We start from the raw sequence: 16,189 nt of genomic DNA, 5'->3' as shown, positions 1-16,189 counted from the left end.
CGACATTTTCCATCAGCAACTGAGCCGTTGGATGGTAAGTGCCTGTCTCGTGATTTAAAAGGTATTGAGCCTTGTCATAACCCGCCTTAAACGCTTTAGCGACCAGCTCTTTGTCTTTGAGTAACTTGGTTAAGTGAGGGCGTAAATTGTCTTGTGCTGTGTAGGTATGGCCTTTATCAATCTCTTTGCGTATTGCTACTTCAAGCGCTGCGCTCAATCGCCTGTCATCATTTGTTGCGTCCTCAAGTTGCGCTTGAGAAAGAGCATCCACCTCTGTAAAGCTCATGCCAAAACCAATTAATACGTAAGGATTCTGTTTAATGGCTTCTATGGATTGCTCAGTGTGATACTTCAACAAACGCTGCTGAACACTGGCAGGGATTTTTTGTTCGGACATCCAATTGCAGTAGCCTAGATTCTTGTATTTAGCATACCCCTTAAACAATGCAATGATGGAATCTTCGCTCAGAACGCTTTTAAGCCGCTCTCTTGACTCTGGCGTATCTTTTGCCAACGTTTCATGAAAATTCTTACCTAAAAGCTCCCATAATGCCCTTGCTTTACTTTCACCAATACCTTTAAAGGCAGCTTCTCTGGCGATGAATCGGATCAATTGTTCGCCTGTTTCTGGCAAACTACACTCAACATGCTCAGGTGACTGGTAGGTATGCTGCTCCATCACGTAATCACCTATATCCATGCTTTCGACTTGTCGATTTCCTTTGACTGACCAATACTGACCGATAGATGGTTGTGCAGGCAATGTGTCGGGGTCTACCTTTACCGTGACATAGTATTTACCGCTGTTGGCTCTGTAAGAGTTTCTCTTTAACGGTGTGCCGCTGAATATCACCATGTTAGCTGAACTGAAAGGGATACTGGTGACGCGCATTTGGTCTTCATGCAATTGTCCAACGCTGTTGGACAATTTAGTATTTTCAGTTGTTGCATTTTTTGCAACAGCTTGTTGCAGAATTGAATTATCACCCATCATCTTGGCATGAACCCCATTTCTGACAGGGTTTCTGATAATTCACCAAAGCGTTTAAGCTTACCTTGAAGCTCTTTGATTTTGGCTTTTAACTCGATATTCTCAGCCTCCAGTGATGATGAACGCTTTGAATCAAGCGCCTTGCGATTTGCCGTGTTGTCGTATTGCTTTGGCTTATTCGCTTCTTTTTTGGCGGTGTCGGTTAGTGGTGGCAGTACGCCTTTGTCGCGCAGGTTATCTTCCAGCTTTTTTAAGTGCTTTCGTATATCAGGATTTTGATTTAAGGCTGATTTACCACAGCCAACGGCCTTGGCTACTTCAGTGCGACTGAGCTGTCCTCTAAAAGCAATCTGCTTGTAGTCATCATCCTTTTGGGTTGCCGACCACTCCAGAAACGCATCAAGGTTTTGTTGTGCTTTTTGCTGCCCATTTGCCATTAGTCGTCAACCTCACCAAGTAGCTTTCGCAAACCAGTCACAAAGCCACGAGGGAATATTTCTGTGTTGTAATCCATGTCTTTCACCTGGCCTGCCTGCGTGGTTTGCCAGTCGTTCTTGTCCATACACTCATCGGAGATGGCATAAGCCAGTGCCTTTTTCTCTGATTCAGTAAACACGCCAGAAAGTGAAGGTAGCACTTCAATGCTTGGCTCTGTGCTGGCATCAAACTGACGAACAGGTCGCTTATCAATGGTGATGTTGGCGTGTTGCTTAAGCAGGTTTACTTCTTTACGGTAGCGGTTTCGCTCAGCAATAATTTGCCCAAACAAAGCGCGAACGGCAGGGTCAGGAATACGCTCTAGCAATTTATTATCGACGGGTACGGACTTTGAACGGGCATGCGCCACCAATGGTTTCTTGGTGTTTGTCTTGCACTTTTGCGCCCATGCTTCAATCAAAGCGCGGTAATGCGTGTTACGGGTCGCTCTAAGTGCTTCGTAACCGGGGCCAGATTCGGCTGCCGATATTCGTCCAATCTGCGTAATTGAGAAGTCCTTCTGACCTGATTCAGCATACTCTTTTAAGATAGTATTGAGCGTATCTAAGTTTTGTTTGGTTCTCGGTACTTTACCGTCCTTTAAATCTTCAAGAATGACATCTATATCCAGATCCATGCTATTTCTCCAATAGTGCAGGTTGGGTGAAATTTTCTAATCGTAAGGCTTTATCTGACAGTGCGTTCATACCTGCGTTAAATAGTTTATTGTCAGATAGGTATTCACCCGCTTCGATGTAATTAGCCACTTTACGGTAGCCTTCCATTTTATCGTCTGGGTCGGCTATCTTTGCCATTTGGCGTAACATAGCATTGCCAGCGATTAGCTGCTGCTTCTCATCCATTTCCATAAAGATAGGCTCAAAGCCTTTCTTCATAAGCGCACGGCTAAGCTGCATGGAACGCTTTTGGATAGCTGGCGTTTTACGCAATTCATCCTGCAAATCAGGGTAGAATTCAGCATCATCACATAGAAGAGATAAGTGCAATAACTCAGACTCTGTTTCAACGAATCTCAAGGCATGGCTAATATCTTGCTCATTCCCTACTGCAATCAATTTATCTTTGGTGTCATCATCGTTTCGCGCTTCCTCTACGTGAATGATTTTGCTGATTAACTCAAAGCAGGCTATCCAGTCTTTGGTGTATTCATCAGCCTCTACTTGTTGCTTTTCATAGCGGCGTTGTAGAACCTGCATGTCATCATGCTTGGTAAAAGGCGCACCTTGCTCTTCACAGAAGAACTGCTCGTCTTTTAGGGCTTCTAGCTCACCCTCGATTTCAACGGATAAGTTGGCGGCTTGGTGCGCCTTGTAACTGAGTTGATTGAACTGAGCGTTTAGTGGCTTTAGATAATAGGCTTCGGTAATAAACCAGCGACAACGAATGCAGTTTTCAGGGCCGTGCGGTACGCTGCCATAGATGCGATTAGCGGCAGCACTTGCGTCTCTAATCAACTCTCCACCGTTCCAGCAACCGCCGAGCGTACTGATTTCATCGGATTTGACTGTGTTGCCTCCGACCAAACATAAGCCAGATGAGCGTTCTTCCCAACCGATGGGGTTACGGTTAACTAACGCCGCCTGAATGCTGTCTTCTTTGTGGTAGACCATTTTGCATTGAATTTGCGCTAGTGAGGCATCTTTAAGGAAGTTGCGCACTGACTGCTTGGCTTTACCCTCAAGCTCCCCTTCGGCTTCACTCATTTTTTCCGCCATCACGGACGGGGTGATTTTATTGTAGTAGATGGTCATTAGGATGCGTGAGTGGCCTGCCAGCAGTTTAGATATAACAGGCAGTGGTAACTGAGTGTCCATGCAGTAGGCTGTTATCAGCGATACACGCAAACTGTGCAGTGGGTGGTTCGTGGCAACCTTAGCGCCTTCTGGAGTGCCTTCGGGGTAATCCACAACCAGTTTAAGTCGTTCGCCATTATCAAGCGCATTTCCTTGCTCAGCGAGTTGGTTTTCCAGTGTCAGCAAGAGTTGATACCAGAAAGGTGCCAGAGTCTGTTTCCCAGCAATTGGTTTGCACCCGTCAATTCCTTTCGCTGACGCATCCCGAAACAGAAAGGCAATTTCCCCCATGCTTTCTAACTGAGTTTGTGACTTCTTATCGCCAATATGCTTTCTTTGCAGTGTGGTGCAGTCAGTCGGTTTCACTATTGGGTTGTATTTTTCCTGCCAGTTACGCAGCTTTTCCAGCCAATACAGTACATCTTCGTTTTGCCAAGGAATAATGTAGCCGCGCTCTAGTTCCGATTTATTCTGGTCTGCGGTTTTGTTGGTATTGATATATAACCCTGTGGAATATTGCCCTGTCATGGTGTCATGGATGCGGCGAAAGATACCTTTTCCGAAGGGGCGTTTTTCGCTACCGAGCACAAAGTCGTGCTTGTCATTGAGCTTCCATTGACCGTTTTCATAGCGCCACGTGTCCGCCTCGCCACTGTCTAGCATACGCACCTGATAGGTGCGCAGCGGCAGATGCAGTTTCATAAATATGATCATCGCTTTGACGGGCGACCAAATTTGGTGGAGGGTGATTTTTTTATTGTTTCGTTCCACTTCTTTAGTGCGCCACACACAATCGGGGTCGGCTTTGTCAATCAGCTCAGGCTCGACGCCGAACCAGTCGCCACTTCCACCTACTTTACCTTGCCCTGACTGCTCCTGCGCCCATGTCCAATGCTTGAAGTGGCGGTAGTGATAGCTAGGCAGTAACGACTCGCCTTGCGCTAGGTTTTGCTCAATCACCGCCAATTCCGCTTTATCTGGTAATGGGCACAGGATGTGGCGCAGGTCTTGGATATAACGATACGGCAGTGGGTTGCGCACGGTTTCAGTGAGTGAATTTTGACGCTTAATTTTGCTCAACGGGTTTTGAACCAGTGGTATTAATTTGCCACTATCGTCCTCTTCAGATAAATGATGCTCAATGATGTAATTAATGAATATACAGGAAGAGTTTATGTAAGTTGCAATTGAAGGAGGGTTATTAACGGTCTCTCTTATCCTAGATTCTAGATCTTCAGTAGAGCAGCGATGACCGTTATATCCTTTGAAAAACAGACCAACATCGGCTGAATAGGGTGCTCGCTCCGATAGGTAGGACTCAAAGAAAAAGCAAAGTGACTTGAGCTTGTCGTTAACTCCCGCAGGTTGTGTCGCCATCCACTCAGCGGCTAATACCTGCCATTGCTCCCACTCAGGGCCAAGCGTTGTGAGCATCCATTTAAACGTTAAATCCGATCCGCGTCCGTCATGTTTTTTGCCTTTTGTTGCCATTATTTACCTCGTAATTTCGGATGCTTGCCTGTGAAATACCCTTGCGGGTCAATGTCGTCAAAACCATGTTCGACTAATGTTTGCCAATCCAGTGGTTTCACTTTGGACTCAGGATTTGCCAGTTGCAGCGAGGCTTTGTTGAGTTCATCAGAGATTTCCTGTTGCCCTTTGCCTGTGTAGGGAACCTGAGACTCCAGTGATTTGTGGTGCATACAGCGGCGAATGACTAACGGGTTAAGCCCTGAACAATCTAAACGTCTACCGTAGTTATGTCGGTGTCCGTGTGGCCCTAACCCTTCCGCTTTATTCGGTGCTAACCCAATGCGCTTTAGACCCAGCGCATAGCTTTGGTGAAAGGCATTCAGGGTGTAGGGGTTACCAAGGGCGCTGTGATGAAAGGAGATAAACGCATACGGGTGATGGCAATCAATGCTGGCTCGGTACTTTTGGTAGTTCTTCCAAAGTGACATAAAGACCTTGCCATAGTCCGTTGGGAACCATTGTACTTGGAGGTAGCTATCTCGATGATCAACGACACGACTCTTCCAGCCAATCCGCGATGTACCCTGCATTTTGATTCGCGGTATACGGGCATATTCTTCTTTAAGATAGGCTGCTCTGGTATGCTTCCCACTTCGACTGCGCCAGCCATCAGGTGCTTTACCATCAACTTCGTTGTATACCCGAACCACAGCATTATCTGGATTGTAAGGGTCTTCAAACACATCCGTCACCCAAATTGATAACGCTTCACTTTCTCGCAGACCACCGCCGTGCATCAGCAGAAGAATAAGCTTATCTCTTAGTGCTACCCTTGGGTCTTTTGCGCCACCAATTCCATCTTTGAATAATGACTCCCAGTGTTTTTCTGGAAAGGCAATTGCATCGTCTTCAGTCATGGTTAAAGATGTGCGGCCCTTCATTGCTCTGGCTTTACGAATGGTTTTATTGATGTTCTTATCTTCGATATGGCCGAGAAAATCATTTTGGTTTTTACGAAACCATGCTGCGTAATTTAAGCGTTGTTCATGCGAAGTCGCATCACGCAAGGGGTTCATTGGCTCAGTACCTTGCTTATTAGCAATCCAGTCAGTAAAAGCTGTCAGCCTATGGATGTGTTTATTGACATGCTCTGTTGAGCTTGGCATCCAATATAAACCTGACGGATCGAGTCCATCTTCTCCGATAGTGCCGCTATACAAACGCTTAGCAAAGGTCTGGAAGAGAATTTTTGGGTCGTTGAACAAGTCCTTGTTTGCCTCCATATAATCTAAAAGCAAAGAAACGACTTGAATGAATTGATTCATGACGGACGCACTGACACCGTTAGCCTCCATTTTAAGAAGGTAATCCGTTACAACACTCAATTCGCCTTGTTCGGTAAGCAACACTGGCAGTTGGCTTTTTATGCCCGTGTTATCTTCAACAACGGTGGCTTTTACTTTGACTGAAGACAAATATCGTATCCCTGTACACAATAAACATACAGTACACTATATCCCTTAATGTATTTTTGTCAAAGAAAAGGCAGATTTCTCTGCCTTAATACATGTTATACACACTTAAAAGCACTATATATAACATATGACTCGTTTTTTTGTACCTGTCATACGCCGGAACACCCCCCAAGCTATTCCTCAACGTCCCAACATTATGGAGTTGTACTTTTTGCCCATATAGACCAATAAAAAAGCCGCTTAATTACTTAAGCGGCTTTCACATAATCTAACAGGTATATGAGACAAGCTCATATGGTGTAAATTACAACATCGACTCTTGGTCAGCGCCCTCTTTCTCTATCTCAGTTGGCATTAAGTCTTCACGACTCACCCCTAACCACAGTGCCACTAAACTGGCTACGTAAATAGATGAGTATGTACCAATCAGCACCCCAAACAACAACGCGGTTGCAAAACCGTGAATTGTCGCGCCACCTAACAAGAACAATGACATCAACACCAACACAGTCGTGAGTGAAGTAATGATGGTTCGATTCAGGGTTTGAGTAAGTGAAATATTGATTATTTCTTCGGTGTCTGAGTTGCGTATTTTGCGGAAATTTTCACGGATCCGATCAGATACCACTATGGTATCGTTCAACGAGTAACCGATGACCGCCAGTACCGCAGCCAATACCGTTAAATCGAACTCCAATTGTAAAATCGAGAACAAACCTAAGGTGAGAATAACATCGTGCGCCAATGCGATAACCGAGCCTAGGGCAAAACGCCATTCGAAGCGCATAGCGACGTACACCAAGATACATAGCAAAGATACCAGCATAGCTAATCCCCCCTGCTCAGCCAGCTCATCACCAATATTGGGTCCTACAAACGCAATACCGCGCTTTTCAGTACCGGGATCGGCGGTTTGCAACGCATTCACAACCCGGTCACCAATTTCAACGTTTTTCACGCCGTCAATCGGTGCAATACGTATAAGGACGTCTTGACTACTGCCATAATTTTGTACGATAGGTTCGTTAAAACCCGCTTGGGTTAATTCACCGCGGATCGCATCTAAATTCGCAACCCCTTCATAACGCATTTCAATTTGTGTACCACCGGTAAAATCCAAGCCCCAGTTGAGCTGATTCACAGCCAAGGAGACCAACGAACCAAGAATTAATACCGTGGAGAATATCGCCGCTGGAATACGTAACGACAAAAAGCCAACTGTGTTTTTCATGTTTAACAATTGCATATCACGGCTCCTATATAGATAATTTTTTCAATGGCTTACCACCACACCATGCATTAACAACAGCACGGGTAACAAAAATTGCGGTAAACATGGAAGTGGCGATACCTATCATTAAGGTAATCGAGAAGCCTTTAATAGGGCCTGTACCTACAGCGAACAATATCAAACCGACAATGAAGGTAGTAATGTTCGCATCTAAGATAGTTGAGAACGCGCTGTCGTAACCATGATGTATCGCTTGTTGTGGGCTTCGCCCTTCACGTAATTCTTCCCGGATACGCTCAAAAATCAGTACGTTTGCATCCACCGCCATACCAACTGTGAGTACGATACCTGCCATACCTGGTAGGGATAATGCCGCGCCAGGGATCATCGACATAATACCGACTATCATCACCAGATTTAAGGTCAGAGCTAAGTTAGCCACTAAGCCAAATCCTTTGTAATAAATCAGCATAAAAATAAGCACCGCAATAAAGCCCCAAATAATGGCTTGCGTACCTAATCTGATGTTTTCTTTACCTAAACTTGGCCCTACAGTGCGCTCTTCCACAATTTGGATGGGCGCGATCAGCGCTCCAGCACGCAGTAATAACGCTAAATTATGCGCTTCTTGAGGGGAATCTAATCCTGTGATACGGAAACTACTGCCTAATCGCGCTTGAATTGTAGCGACACTGATCACTTCTCGCTTTGCTTCAAATATTAGTTTTTCGTTTGCATCACGCTCACCGGTAGATTTATATTCAATAAAAACGGTGGCCATAGGTTTACCGATACTGTCTTTGGTAAACTGCGACATTTTGCTGCCGCCTTTAGAATCAAGGGAGATATTAACCTGAGGAATACCATACTCATCAGCGCTAGAGTTGGCGTCGATAATATGATTACCGGTTAAAATAATCTTCTTTTTCAGTAGTTGAGGTTGTCCGTCTTGGTTCAACACCAATTCAGAGCCCGCCGGTACACGACCAGCTACAGCATCGCGTACATCATGGTCTAAATCCACCGAACGAAACTCAAGTGTTGCGGTAGCGTTTAAGATTTCTTTTGCTCTGGCCGTATCTTGAATACCGGGTAACTGCACAGCGATACGGTCAACACCTTGTTTTTGCACACTCGGCTCAGCAACACCTAACTGATTTACCCGATTACGGATAATGGTAATGTTTTGCTTCACAGCGTAATCGCGTGTCTCAGCCAGTTTTTGCTCTGACATGCTGACCATGATTTTCAGATCGTTTTTCTCGGTAAAAACCAAGTCTCGATTCCGATTGCGTAAAAAGAATTCAGCTTTATCTAAGGTATCTTGGTCGCGGAAAAATATTTCTACTCCGCCCTCGACTTGACGCACGGTACGATAGCGAATGCCTTCTTCGCGCAAGGCACTTCTGAAATCCCCCACCATGTCTTCGAATGACTTGTTGACCGCAGAGTTCATGTCAACTTCCATTAAGAAATGCACCCCGCCGCGCAAATCGAGTCCTAACTTCATTGGTGCGCCACCTAAAGCCTCTAACCACGCTGGGGTATCAGGGGCCAAATTCATGGCGACGTAATAATCATCACCTAAGGCACGCTCTAACGTCTCTCTGGCGATTAGCTGAGAATCTGCATTGGTAAGTCGAACGAGAATCTGTTGGTTGTCCAGCACAATACTCTTGCTAGCAATACCTTGTGTGGCTAATGTTTCTGTGACCTGATTAAGCAAAGCGTCATCGACGGTTGCATTACGGCCTGCAGAGATTTGCACTGCGTGGTCCTCACCGTACAAATTTGGGGTGGCGTATAGAGCACAAATACCGATAATAAATATCAGTACTAGGTACTTCCATAGCGGAGTTTGGTTTAACACGTGAAAATCCTTCCGTTTTGGCTGGCGTAACATAAATAAAGCGGGCAATGGCCCGCTTTATTAGACGTAACTGAATTTAAATCGCTTTCATCGTGCCTTTTGGCAACACAGCTGAGATAGCAGATTTTTGCACAACGATGTTAGTAGTATCGTTTAAGGCGATTTCTAAAAAGTCTTTTTCATCAGATACTTTCACTATACGTCCAACCATACCACCTTGAGTCAAGACTTCATCGCCTTTGCCCAATGAGGTAACCAAATTTTTATGCTCTTTTACACGCTTTGCTTGTGGACGATATAACATAAAGTAAAAAATCAATCCAAATACACCAAGCATAATTAGCATTTCGAATCCGCCGCCTGAAGCACCTGTTGCGTCCTGTGCATAAGCATCAGAGATAAATAAGCTCATAAATTCCCCATATAAAGTTAAGTTTTGTAGTTATAGCGCCGGTACCGGCATATCTTTTTGTGCGTAAAAATCTGCAACGAAGCCATCGAGTTTTTGCTCGGCAATCGCATCTCTTAAACCTTGCATAACACGTTGGTAATAACGCAAGTTGTGAATAGTGTTTAAGCGCGCACCTAATATTTCGTTACATTTGTCCAAGTGGTGTAGATATGACCGAGAATAATTTTTACAAGTGTAACAGTCACATTTATCATCTAAAGGACCGGTATCCGTTTTATGCACCGCATTTCGAATTTTCACAATTCCGCTGGTGACAAATAAGTGTCCATTACGTGCATTACGCGTAGGCATAACGCAGTCGAACATATCAATCCCACGGCGCACACCTTCTACTAAATCTTCTGGTTTGCCCACGCCCATCAAATATCTGGGTTTGTGCGCTGGAATTTTGTCTGTGGTGTGATCCAATATTCTGATCATATCTTCTTTTGGCTCGCCAACAGATAAACCACCAATAGCATATCCGTCAAAGCCAATATCTTCTAAGCCCTGCAAAGACACATCTCGTAAACCTTCGTACATACCACCTTGAATAATACCAAATAATGCCGACGGGTTATCACCATGTTCCTTTTTACTACGCTTGGCCCAGCGCAATGAAAGCTCCATCGACAGACGCGCTTCACTTTCGGTGGCGGGATGCGGTGTACATTCATCGAAAATCATAACAATGTCGGATCCTAAGTCCCGCTGTACTTGCATGGATTTTTCAGGAGTAAGTAATATCTTTTCACCATTGATTGGTGAGCGGAATGTCACCCCCTCTTCGGTGATCTTACGTAAATCCCCAAGGCTGAATACCTGAAAACCACCTGAGTCAGTTAAAATCGGCTTATGCCAATGCATGAAATCATGTAAGTCGCCGTGCAACTTAATGATTTCCGTTCCTGGGCGCAGCATTAGGTGAAAGGTATTACCTAAGCATATGTGAGCCCCAGTTTCATCTAACTCTTCTGGCGTCATGCCCTTGACCGTACCGTAGGTACCGACAGGCATAAATGCTGGGGTTTCAACTACGCCCCGAGCAAACTTAAGACGACCGCGGCGCGCCTTTCCATCTGTATTGTCTAATTCAAATTGCATAAATACTTCCTGCTGATACGCATTGCCCACCAGCGTGTTCTCGTCTGAGGTGATATTCGATGCCTAACAAGCGAGTTGCTGACAAAAAGTGGCCGGATTATATACGAATTGCGCTAACGAATAAAAACTAATAACGAACAATTTATTTATGACGAAGCTAAGACTGGTTTTTCTCAATAAACATTGCATCTCCATAACTGAAAAAGCGGTATTGTTGGGCGATTGCTGCTTGGTATGCGTTCATTACATTCTCTTTACCGGCAAAAGCACTGACGAGCATGATAAGGGTTGACTCGGATAGATGAAAATTGGTCAACATGGCATCAACGACTTGAAATTGATAACCAGGATAGATGAAAATATCGGTGTCACTGAAAAATGGCGCTAATCCTGTCCCGTCTTTAATGGCTGCTTGTGCAGCGGATTCTAATGAGCGAACAGAAGTGGTACCTACCGCAATGACCCGCTTGCCCGCAGCTTTGGTTTTAGCGATGGCATTAACCACACTTTCCGGTACTTCCGCGTATTCAGAGTGCATTTTATGTTCAAGAATATTATCTACTCGCACTGGCTGAAATGTTCCAGCACCCACATGCAGGGTGACGAATTCGGTGTTTACGCCTTTGTCTTGTAACTGCTTTAATATAGCATCATCAAAATGCAAACCTGCGGTCGGTGCTGCAACCGCGCCAGGCTTTTGATTGTATACCGTTTGATAACGTTCCTTGTCTGATGCTTCATCTGGGCGATCAATATAAGGCGGTAATGGCATGTGACCGTATTGCTCGAGTACCTCCAGGATCGGTTCTGAATTAAGCAGTTTGAGTTCAAACAACGCATCTTGGCGACCAACCATTTCCATTTGCACGCTGCTTTCGAGCAGTAAACGGGTACCTTCCTTTGGCGACTTGCTAGCACGTACATGCGCAAGAACATGATGATCGTCAATAATGCGTTCTATTAACACCTCGACTTTACCACCGGACGCTTTTTGACCAAGCAAACGCGCGGGGATCACTCGGGTATTATTGAAAATTAACAAATCGCCGGGATTGATCAGGCTTAATACATCGGTGAATTGTAAGTGGGAAAGACCATCGGGGGACAAGTGCAGTAAACGGCTTGCCGTACGTTCCTTAGTGGGATAACGCGCGATCAGGGCTTCAGGTAAATCAAACTGGAATTCAGAAACTTTCATATATCATCCTGGGAAACATAGCCCATCATTTTACGTATAATAATTAATACCTGCAATCGCCTTGGCATACTAAAGTTAGCTTGTGACTTTGCCTCAGGCGGCTAAAATAACATCAACAGTTTAAATATTTTTGACGTTTCTCCTAACTGTTATTTTGCCCAGCGACTCTTGCGTTGGGTTTTTTTTGCCTGTGTTGCTGATTTATTTCAATAATAAGCGCTTAACTTAGGTATTTATTGCGGCAGATCTTGCCCCATGTCACTGAACATATCCACGATATCGTCTCGTTCAATACGGCGCATGTTCAGCACAAACATGATTTGTAACAACAAATCGGCGCCTAGGATTCCCTTATTTATTTTATTTCGCAAGTTGTCTGCGCTTTGATTCACACCAATAGTCACGAGTCGCTCGCTAAGATCTTGATATTTAACGCCACGCTTGGACATCTCCCCCTTTAGCAGGCGCTGCACCACTTGGCGCCAATCTGCCGAGGCACTATTCTTCTGTTTTGCTGTCAGACCGTCTGAGTGATTTTGCATAATTGCTCCGCCGATACAAATGTGACGTATAATTTACATTAGTAACGAATAAACTTCAAACGTTGAAAATAACATTTGACTATTTGTTTTTCAGCCGACTACACTAAGGCCCAGTTTCGCCTTCGACCACAATCAAATTTTGTGACGTATTCGAATACGGTCATTAGCCATACAGGAGAGTAGCCATGACATGGGATCTTAATCAACTTGAGGCCCTTTTTAGTGACAACCAAGATCTCGTTGTTACCCGTGAAGAAAATTGTTTATTAATTGCCAACAGCGACGGTATTGATGCGTGGTTAGCAATCAGTGGAGAACAGATTCTGGTTGAGTCTTTGCTGTTTTCAATCAGTGAAGTGAAAGACAAGCATGCACTAAACGAAGAAATTTTAAAATCTCACATGATTTTCCCATTGACCACTGTGGGTATCTCAAATGTTGCAGGTGATGAATATTATACTGCCTTTGGCTCACTCAGCTCTCAATCTAAAGCCGAGAGTGTGATGATCGAAGTGCAAACACTTTTTCAGAATGTAGAAGCATTTTTAGATGCTTATGCAGAACATTTACTTTAATCGAGGAGTGACATTATGTCAGTTTGGAGAAAATTAATTACAGCCGTCAAAGGCGGCGCCACTGAAGCAGCACAATCAGTTGCAGATAGTCAGGCCATTCGCATCCTTGAACAAGAAATTCGCGAAGCGAAAGATGAACTGCGTAAATCAGATCATGCGCGCACGCAGATTCTAGCCAAGTGTAAATTGGCCACACAAAAAGTATCGAGCTTGCAGTCATCCATTGATCAATATGAAGCGCATGCCCGTAAAGCGATTGATACCGATCGTCAGTTGGCACTAGATTGCGCTCAAAAAGTAAGCGACTTAAAAGCTGAACAAGAAAGTGAGCAGAAATATCTTGACCAGTTCAAGCAATCTGAAAAACAATTGGCTACCAATATCAGCCAAGCGAAAGGGAATTTACGTCGCCTAGAGCAACAAGTTGACATGGTAAAAGCGACTGAGTCGGTGCAAAAAGCACAAGTTGCTGTGTCATCTCGCCATTTAGGTGCCAACAGTAAGATGAAAACTGCCACTGAATCATTGCAACGCATTCAAGACAAGCAAACATTACGCGATGCGGAGTTACAAGCTGCGCAAGAATTAGCCACTGAGGAATCGAGTGATGACTTAGAGAAACGCTTGTCCCAAGCAGGTATTAAAGGTGGTCAGGCATCAGCCGACGACGAGCTAAGCCGTATCTTAGGCAAGTAATATACCGCACTACCCACATTGCCAGTCTGCATTAGCAAATTGGTAATGTGCGGTTCAATCCCCAGCCCTCAGTCTTACATTGGCTAATGACCTGAGGTGTGAAAGAATATCCCAAAATAACAATAACCTGAAATTACGCCATGTTTTCTACAATACGTAAAATACTCTCCCAGTATTTTGCCGAAATGCGCTGGTATACCCTGCTATCAGCATTAAGTTTTTACGCCATTTCGAGTTGGTGTTTAATGGCCCTAGCAGGAGAAGAGGCATTAACCAACAGCACTGACTTTATTTATTGGTTAGTCGTGACGGGGTCCACGGTTGGCTATGGCGATTTTTCTCCCGCTACATCCGCGGGGAAATACATCGTCTCGTTGTATGTCATTCCTGTGGGTTTAAGCTTTTTTGCGTTAATAATTGGTCGTGTGGCTTCATGGGTATCGTTTCAGTGGTTAAAAGGAGTAAAAGGCTTGCAAAGTTTATCTGTTTCAAACCACATATTGGTGCTTGGATGGAACGAACAACGTACATTGCGGTTATTAGATTTATTGCTGCGCGAACGGGAAGCTGTAGATGAGAAGCCAACTATAGTGCTGTGTGTGCGCGCTGACATCATCAACCCCATGCCAGATAAAGTTGAATTTGTTAAGGTCAATAGTTTTAGCAATGACAAAGACATGGACAGAGCCTGTATTGCCGATGCTAAAGTGGTCTTGATGGACAACCCAGAAGACGACTTGACCATGACCACCGCTTTATATTGCAGCCAGCGTAATCCTAATGCACAGATGGTTGCCTACTTTACCGATGAAACCTTGGCAAATTTACTTCAGCGTCATTGTCCGAATGTAGAGTGTACCCCAAGCGTAGCCATTGAAATGCTGGCTAAGTCCGCATTTGATCCAGGGTCGAGCGTTTTACACCACGATTTGCTCAGTGTCACCGAAGGCCAAGCCCAGTATTCAGACTCCCTGCCCCTTAATTCGGGACACATTCAAGTGCGCGCGGCATTTAACCAACTTAAATCTCGTTATAACGCGACTTTGATTGGCACAGCAAAAAGCCATGACCGACTGAATATACAAGTCAATCCCGATTTAGATGAACAGTTATCACCAGGGGATAAAGTGTTTTATATCGCTAAAGCGCGAATTAAAAAAATTGAATGGCAACGTTTTTCCGAGGAATAGCATGTTTAGCAAATTATTTGGCAAAAAAGACACGCCCACAACACCTAAAGCACCTGAAATTATGGGCCTATATTTGGGCGGCTCGTTTCAAATTGATCCACTCAGACTAAAGTTAATCGAACCCAGTCTAATTATCGATTCAGCGGCTAGTTCGCACATCATCCAAGGTGTTGGCGAGGTTGATTTAGACACAGGTGGTAAAATTTTACGCTTCTACACCGATGATGACGCCTTCTTACAGGTGGTATTAGATGGTGGCGTAACAGAAAATCACATTACTGACGTTAAGTTGTGGTATTTCTATGAAACCAAAACGGTTGGCTCAGATGCCCAATGGCAACAATTGCTCAAAAATGAAATATCTCAACCTCAATATTCATTGGAAGGTCATACCTACCAGCGAGTATGGGATGCCGTGGGTGATATTTCCCCCGCAGTGGCGATGACCGAAAAAACGTATGAAGAAGACGGTGATACAAGCGAAACGGATCAGTTCGTTATGTTGTACGAGCGCGAGCTTGAGGGAAACAACGTAGAAACACTACTCGTTAGCGGTGAAGAAAAATTAGTAGGACAAAATCTCGATCGCTGCTTGGTCATAAGCAGTGGTTTTAATATTGAGCAAGCAGACATTACTATTAATGGCTAACAATACGCATTCAATCTAAGGAACAAAAATGGAAACAATTCTAAACTCAATCGCTGGTCTGGGACATTTTGTGGCCTACTTCGCTGTATCCATAGTACTGCTTTTTATATTTAAAATAGTTTATGCCTTTGTCACTCCACACGATGAGTGGAAACTGGTTAAACAAGAAAAGAACCTTGCGGCTGCTATCGGTTTTGGCGGAGCGATAGTCGGATTTGCACTAGCACTTTCTAGCGCAGTGGCTAACTCAGCGTCCTTGGTAGATTTTATCGTTTGGGGTGTGGTAGCCATAATTGCTCAGGTCGTGGCGTTTTTATTATTGCGCTTTACCTTTATGCCAAAAATTGCCGAACGCATTGTCAATAACGAAATATCAGCAGGCACTATTTTAGCTGCGATTTCTATTGCAGTGGGCCTAATAAATGCCGCGTGCATGACTTACTAGGAGGACAT

Annotated in this window: 16 protein-coding genes; 5 read left to right on the top strand and 11 right to left on the bottom strand. The window is 44.5% G+C overall.

Going from position 1 to position 16,189, the window contains the following annotated elements:
* The 11 genes from GPLA_RS16255 to GPLA_RS16205 all read right to left on the bottom strand — a co-directional run.
* Positions 1–994: helix-hairpin-helix domain-containing protein (locus GPLA_RS16255; protein ID WP_304621364.1), on the bottom strand; the 994-nt coding region annotated here is incomplete at its 3' end.
* Positions 991–1,428 (bottom strand): VPA1267 family protein, encoded by a 438-nt coding sequence (locus tag GPLA_RS16250; protein ID WP_007106046.1) that lies wholly within the window; start codon positions 1,426–1,428, stop codon positions 991–993. The genes GPLA_RS16255 and GPLA_RS16250, both read right to left, overlap by 4 nt.
* Entirely contained in the window at positions 1,428–2,105 is a 678-nt protein-coding gene (gene gmtX / locus GPLA_RS16245; RefSeq protein ID WP_007106045.1) for a gamma-mobile-trio protein GmtX, read from the bottom strand. Before gmtX ends, GPLA_RS16250 begins: the two co-directional genes overlap by 1 nt.
* A gap of 1 nt (position 2,106) precedes the next feature.
* Complete coding sequence (gene gmtZ / locus GPLA_RS16240) at positions 2,107–4,773, bottom strand: gamma-mobile-trio integrase GmtZ (protein WP_007106044.1); 2,667 nt, start codon at positions 4,771–4,773, stop codon at positions 2,107–2,109.
* The gene (gmtY, locus tag GPLA_RS16235; protein WP_007106043.1) at positions 4,773–6,230 is read right to left on the bottom strand and encodes a gamma-mobile-trio recombinase GmtY; all 1,458 of its coding nucleotides are present in this window, start codon (positions 6,228–6,230) and stop codon (positions 4,773–4,775) included. Before gmtY ends, gmtZ begins: the two co-directional genes overlap by 1 nt.
* 304 nt (positions 6,231–6,534) lie before the next feature.
* Positions 6,535–7,476: a protein translocase subunit SecF gene (secF, locus tag GPLA_RS16230; RefSeq protein ID WP_007106042.1), complete on the bottom strand. Its 942-nt coding sequence runs from the start codon at positions 7,474–7,476 to the stop codon at positions 6,535–6,537.
* A 10-nt stretch (positions 7,477–7,486) separates the two neighbouring features.
* On the bottom strand, positions 7,487–9,331 hold the full coding sequence (gene secD / locus GPLA_RS16225; protein ID WP_007106041.1) for a protein translocase subunit SecD: 1,845 nt from the start codon (positions 9,329–9,331) through the stop codon (positions 7,487–7,489).
* Between the two features lie 76 nt (positions 9,332–9,407).
* The gene (gene yajC / locus GPLA_RS16220; RefSeq protein ID WP_007106040.1) at positions 9,408–9,743 is read right to left on the bottom strand and encodes a preprotein translocase subunit YajC; all 336 of its coding nucleotides are present in this window, start codon (positions 9,741–9,743) and stop codon (positions 9,408–9,410) included.
* Positions 9,744–9,773: 30 nt separating this feature from the next.
* On the bottom strand, positions 9,774–10,886 hold the full coding sequence (gene tgt / locus GPLA_RS16215; RefSeq protein WP_040515108.1) for a tRNA guanosine(34) transglycosylase Tgt: 1,113 nt from the start codon (positions 10,884–10,886) through the stop codon (positions 9,774–9,776).
* 157 nt (positions 10,887–11,043) lie between these two features.
* Complete coding sequence (gene queA / locus GPLA_RS16210) at positions 11,044–12,084, bottom strand: tRNA preQ1(34) S-adenosylmethionine ribosyltransferase-isomerase QueA (RefSeq protein ID WP_007106038.1); 1,041 nt, start codon at positions 12,082–12,084, stop codon at positions 11,044–11,046.
* A 233-nt stretch (positions 12,085–12,317) separates the two neighbouring features.
* Positions 12,318–12,626, bottom strand: a complete 309-nt coding sequence (locus GPLA_RS16205; protein ID WP_007106037.1) for a DUF6471 domain-containing protein — start codon at positions 12,624–12,626, stop codon at positions 12,318–12,320.
* 185 nt (positions 12,627–12,811) lie between these two features.
* On the opposite strand from GPLA_RS16205, the gene GPLA_RS16200 reads away from it, so the two are divergent.
* The 5 genes from GPLA_RS16200 (at position 12,812) to GPLA_RS16180 (ending at position 16,181) form a co-directional block, all read left to right on the top strand.
* Positions 12,812–13,201: a YjfI family protein gene (locus GPLA_RS16200; protein ID WP_007106036.1), complete on the top strand. Its 390-nt coding sequence runs from the start codon at positions 12,812–12,814 to the stop codon at positions 13,199–13,201.
* A 15-nt stretch (positions 13,202–13,216) separates the two neighbouring features.
* On the top strand, positions 13,217–13,897 hold the full coding sequence (locus GPLA_RS16195; protein ID WP_007106035.1) for a PspA/IM30 family protein: 681 nt from the start codon (positions 13,217–13,219) through the stop codon (positions 13,895–13,897).
* Between the two features lie 140 nt (positions 13,898–14,037).
* Positions 14,038–15,087 carry a potassium channel family protein gene (locus tag GPLA_RS16190; protein WP_040515106.1) on the top strand — a complete coding sequence of 350 codons (1,050 nt, stop codon included), beginning with the start codon at positions 14,038–14,040 and terminating at the stop codon, positions 15,085–15,087.
* A gap of 1 nt (position 15,088) precedes the next feature.
* Positions 15,089–15,736, top strand: a complete 648-nt coding sequence (locus tag GPLA_RS16185; protein WP_007106033.1) for a YjfK family protein — start codon at positions 15,089–15,091, stop codon at positions 15,734–15,736.
* Between the two features lie 28 nt (positions 15,737–15,764).
* Positions 15,765–16,181 (top strand): DUF350 domain-containing protein, encoded by a 417-nt coding sequence (locus tag GPLA_RS16180; RefSeq protein WP_007106032.1) that lies wholly within the window; start codon positions 15,765–15,767, stop codon positions 16,179–16,181.
* Positions 16,182–16,189: the final 8 nt, after the last annotated feature.

Origin of the sequence: Paraglaciecola polaris LMG 21857 (assembly GCF_000315055.1) — a bacterium.
In the GTDB taxonomy this organism is placed as follows: Bacteria; Pseudomonadota; Gammaproteobacteria; order Enterobacterales; family Alteromonadaceae; genus Paraglaciecola; species Paraglaciecola polaris.
Note: the sequence above shows the minus strand (reverse complement) of the source record. Positions and strands in the feature narration are given on the sequence as shown.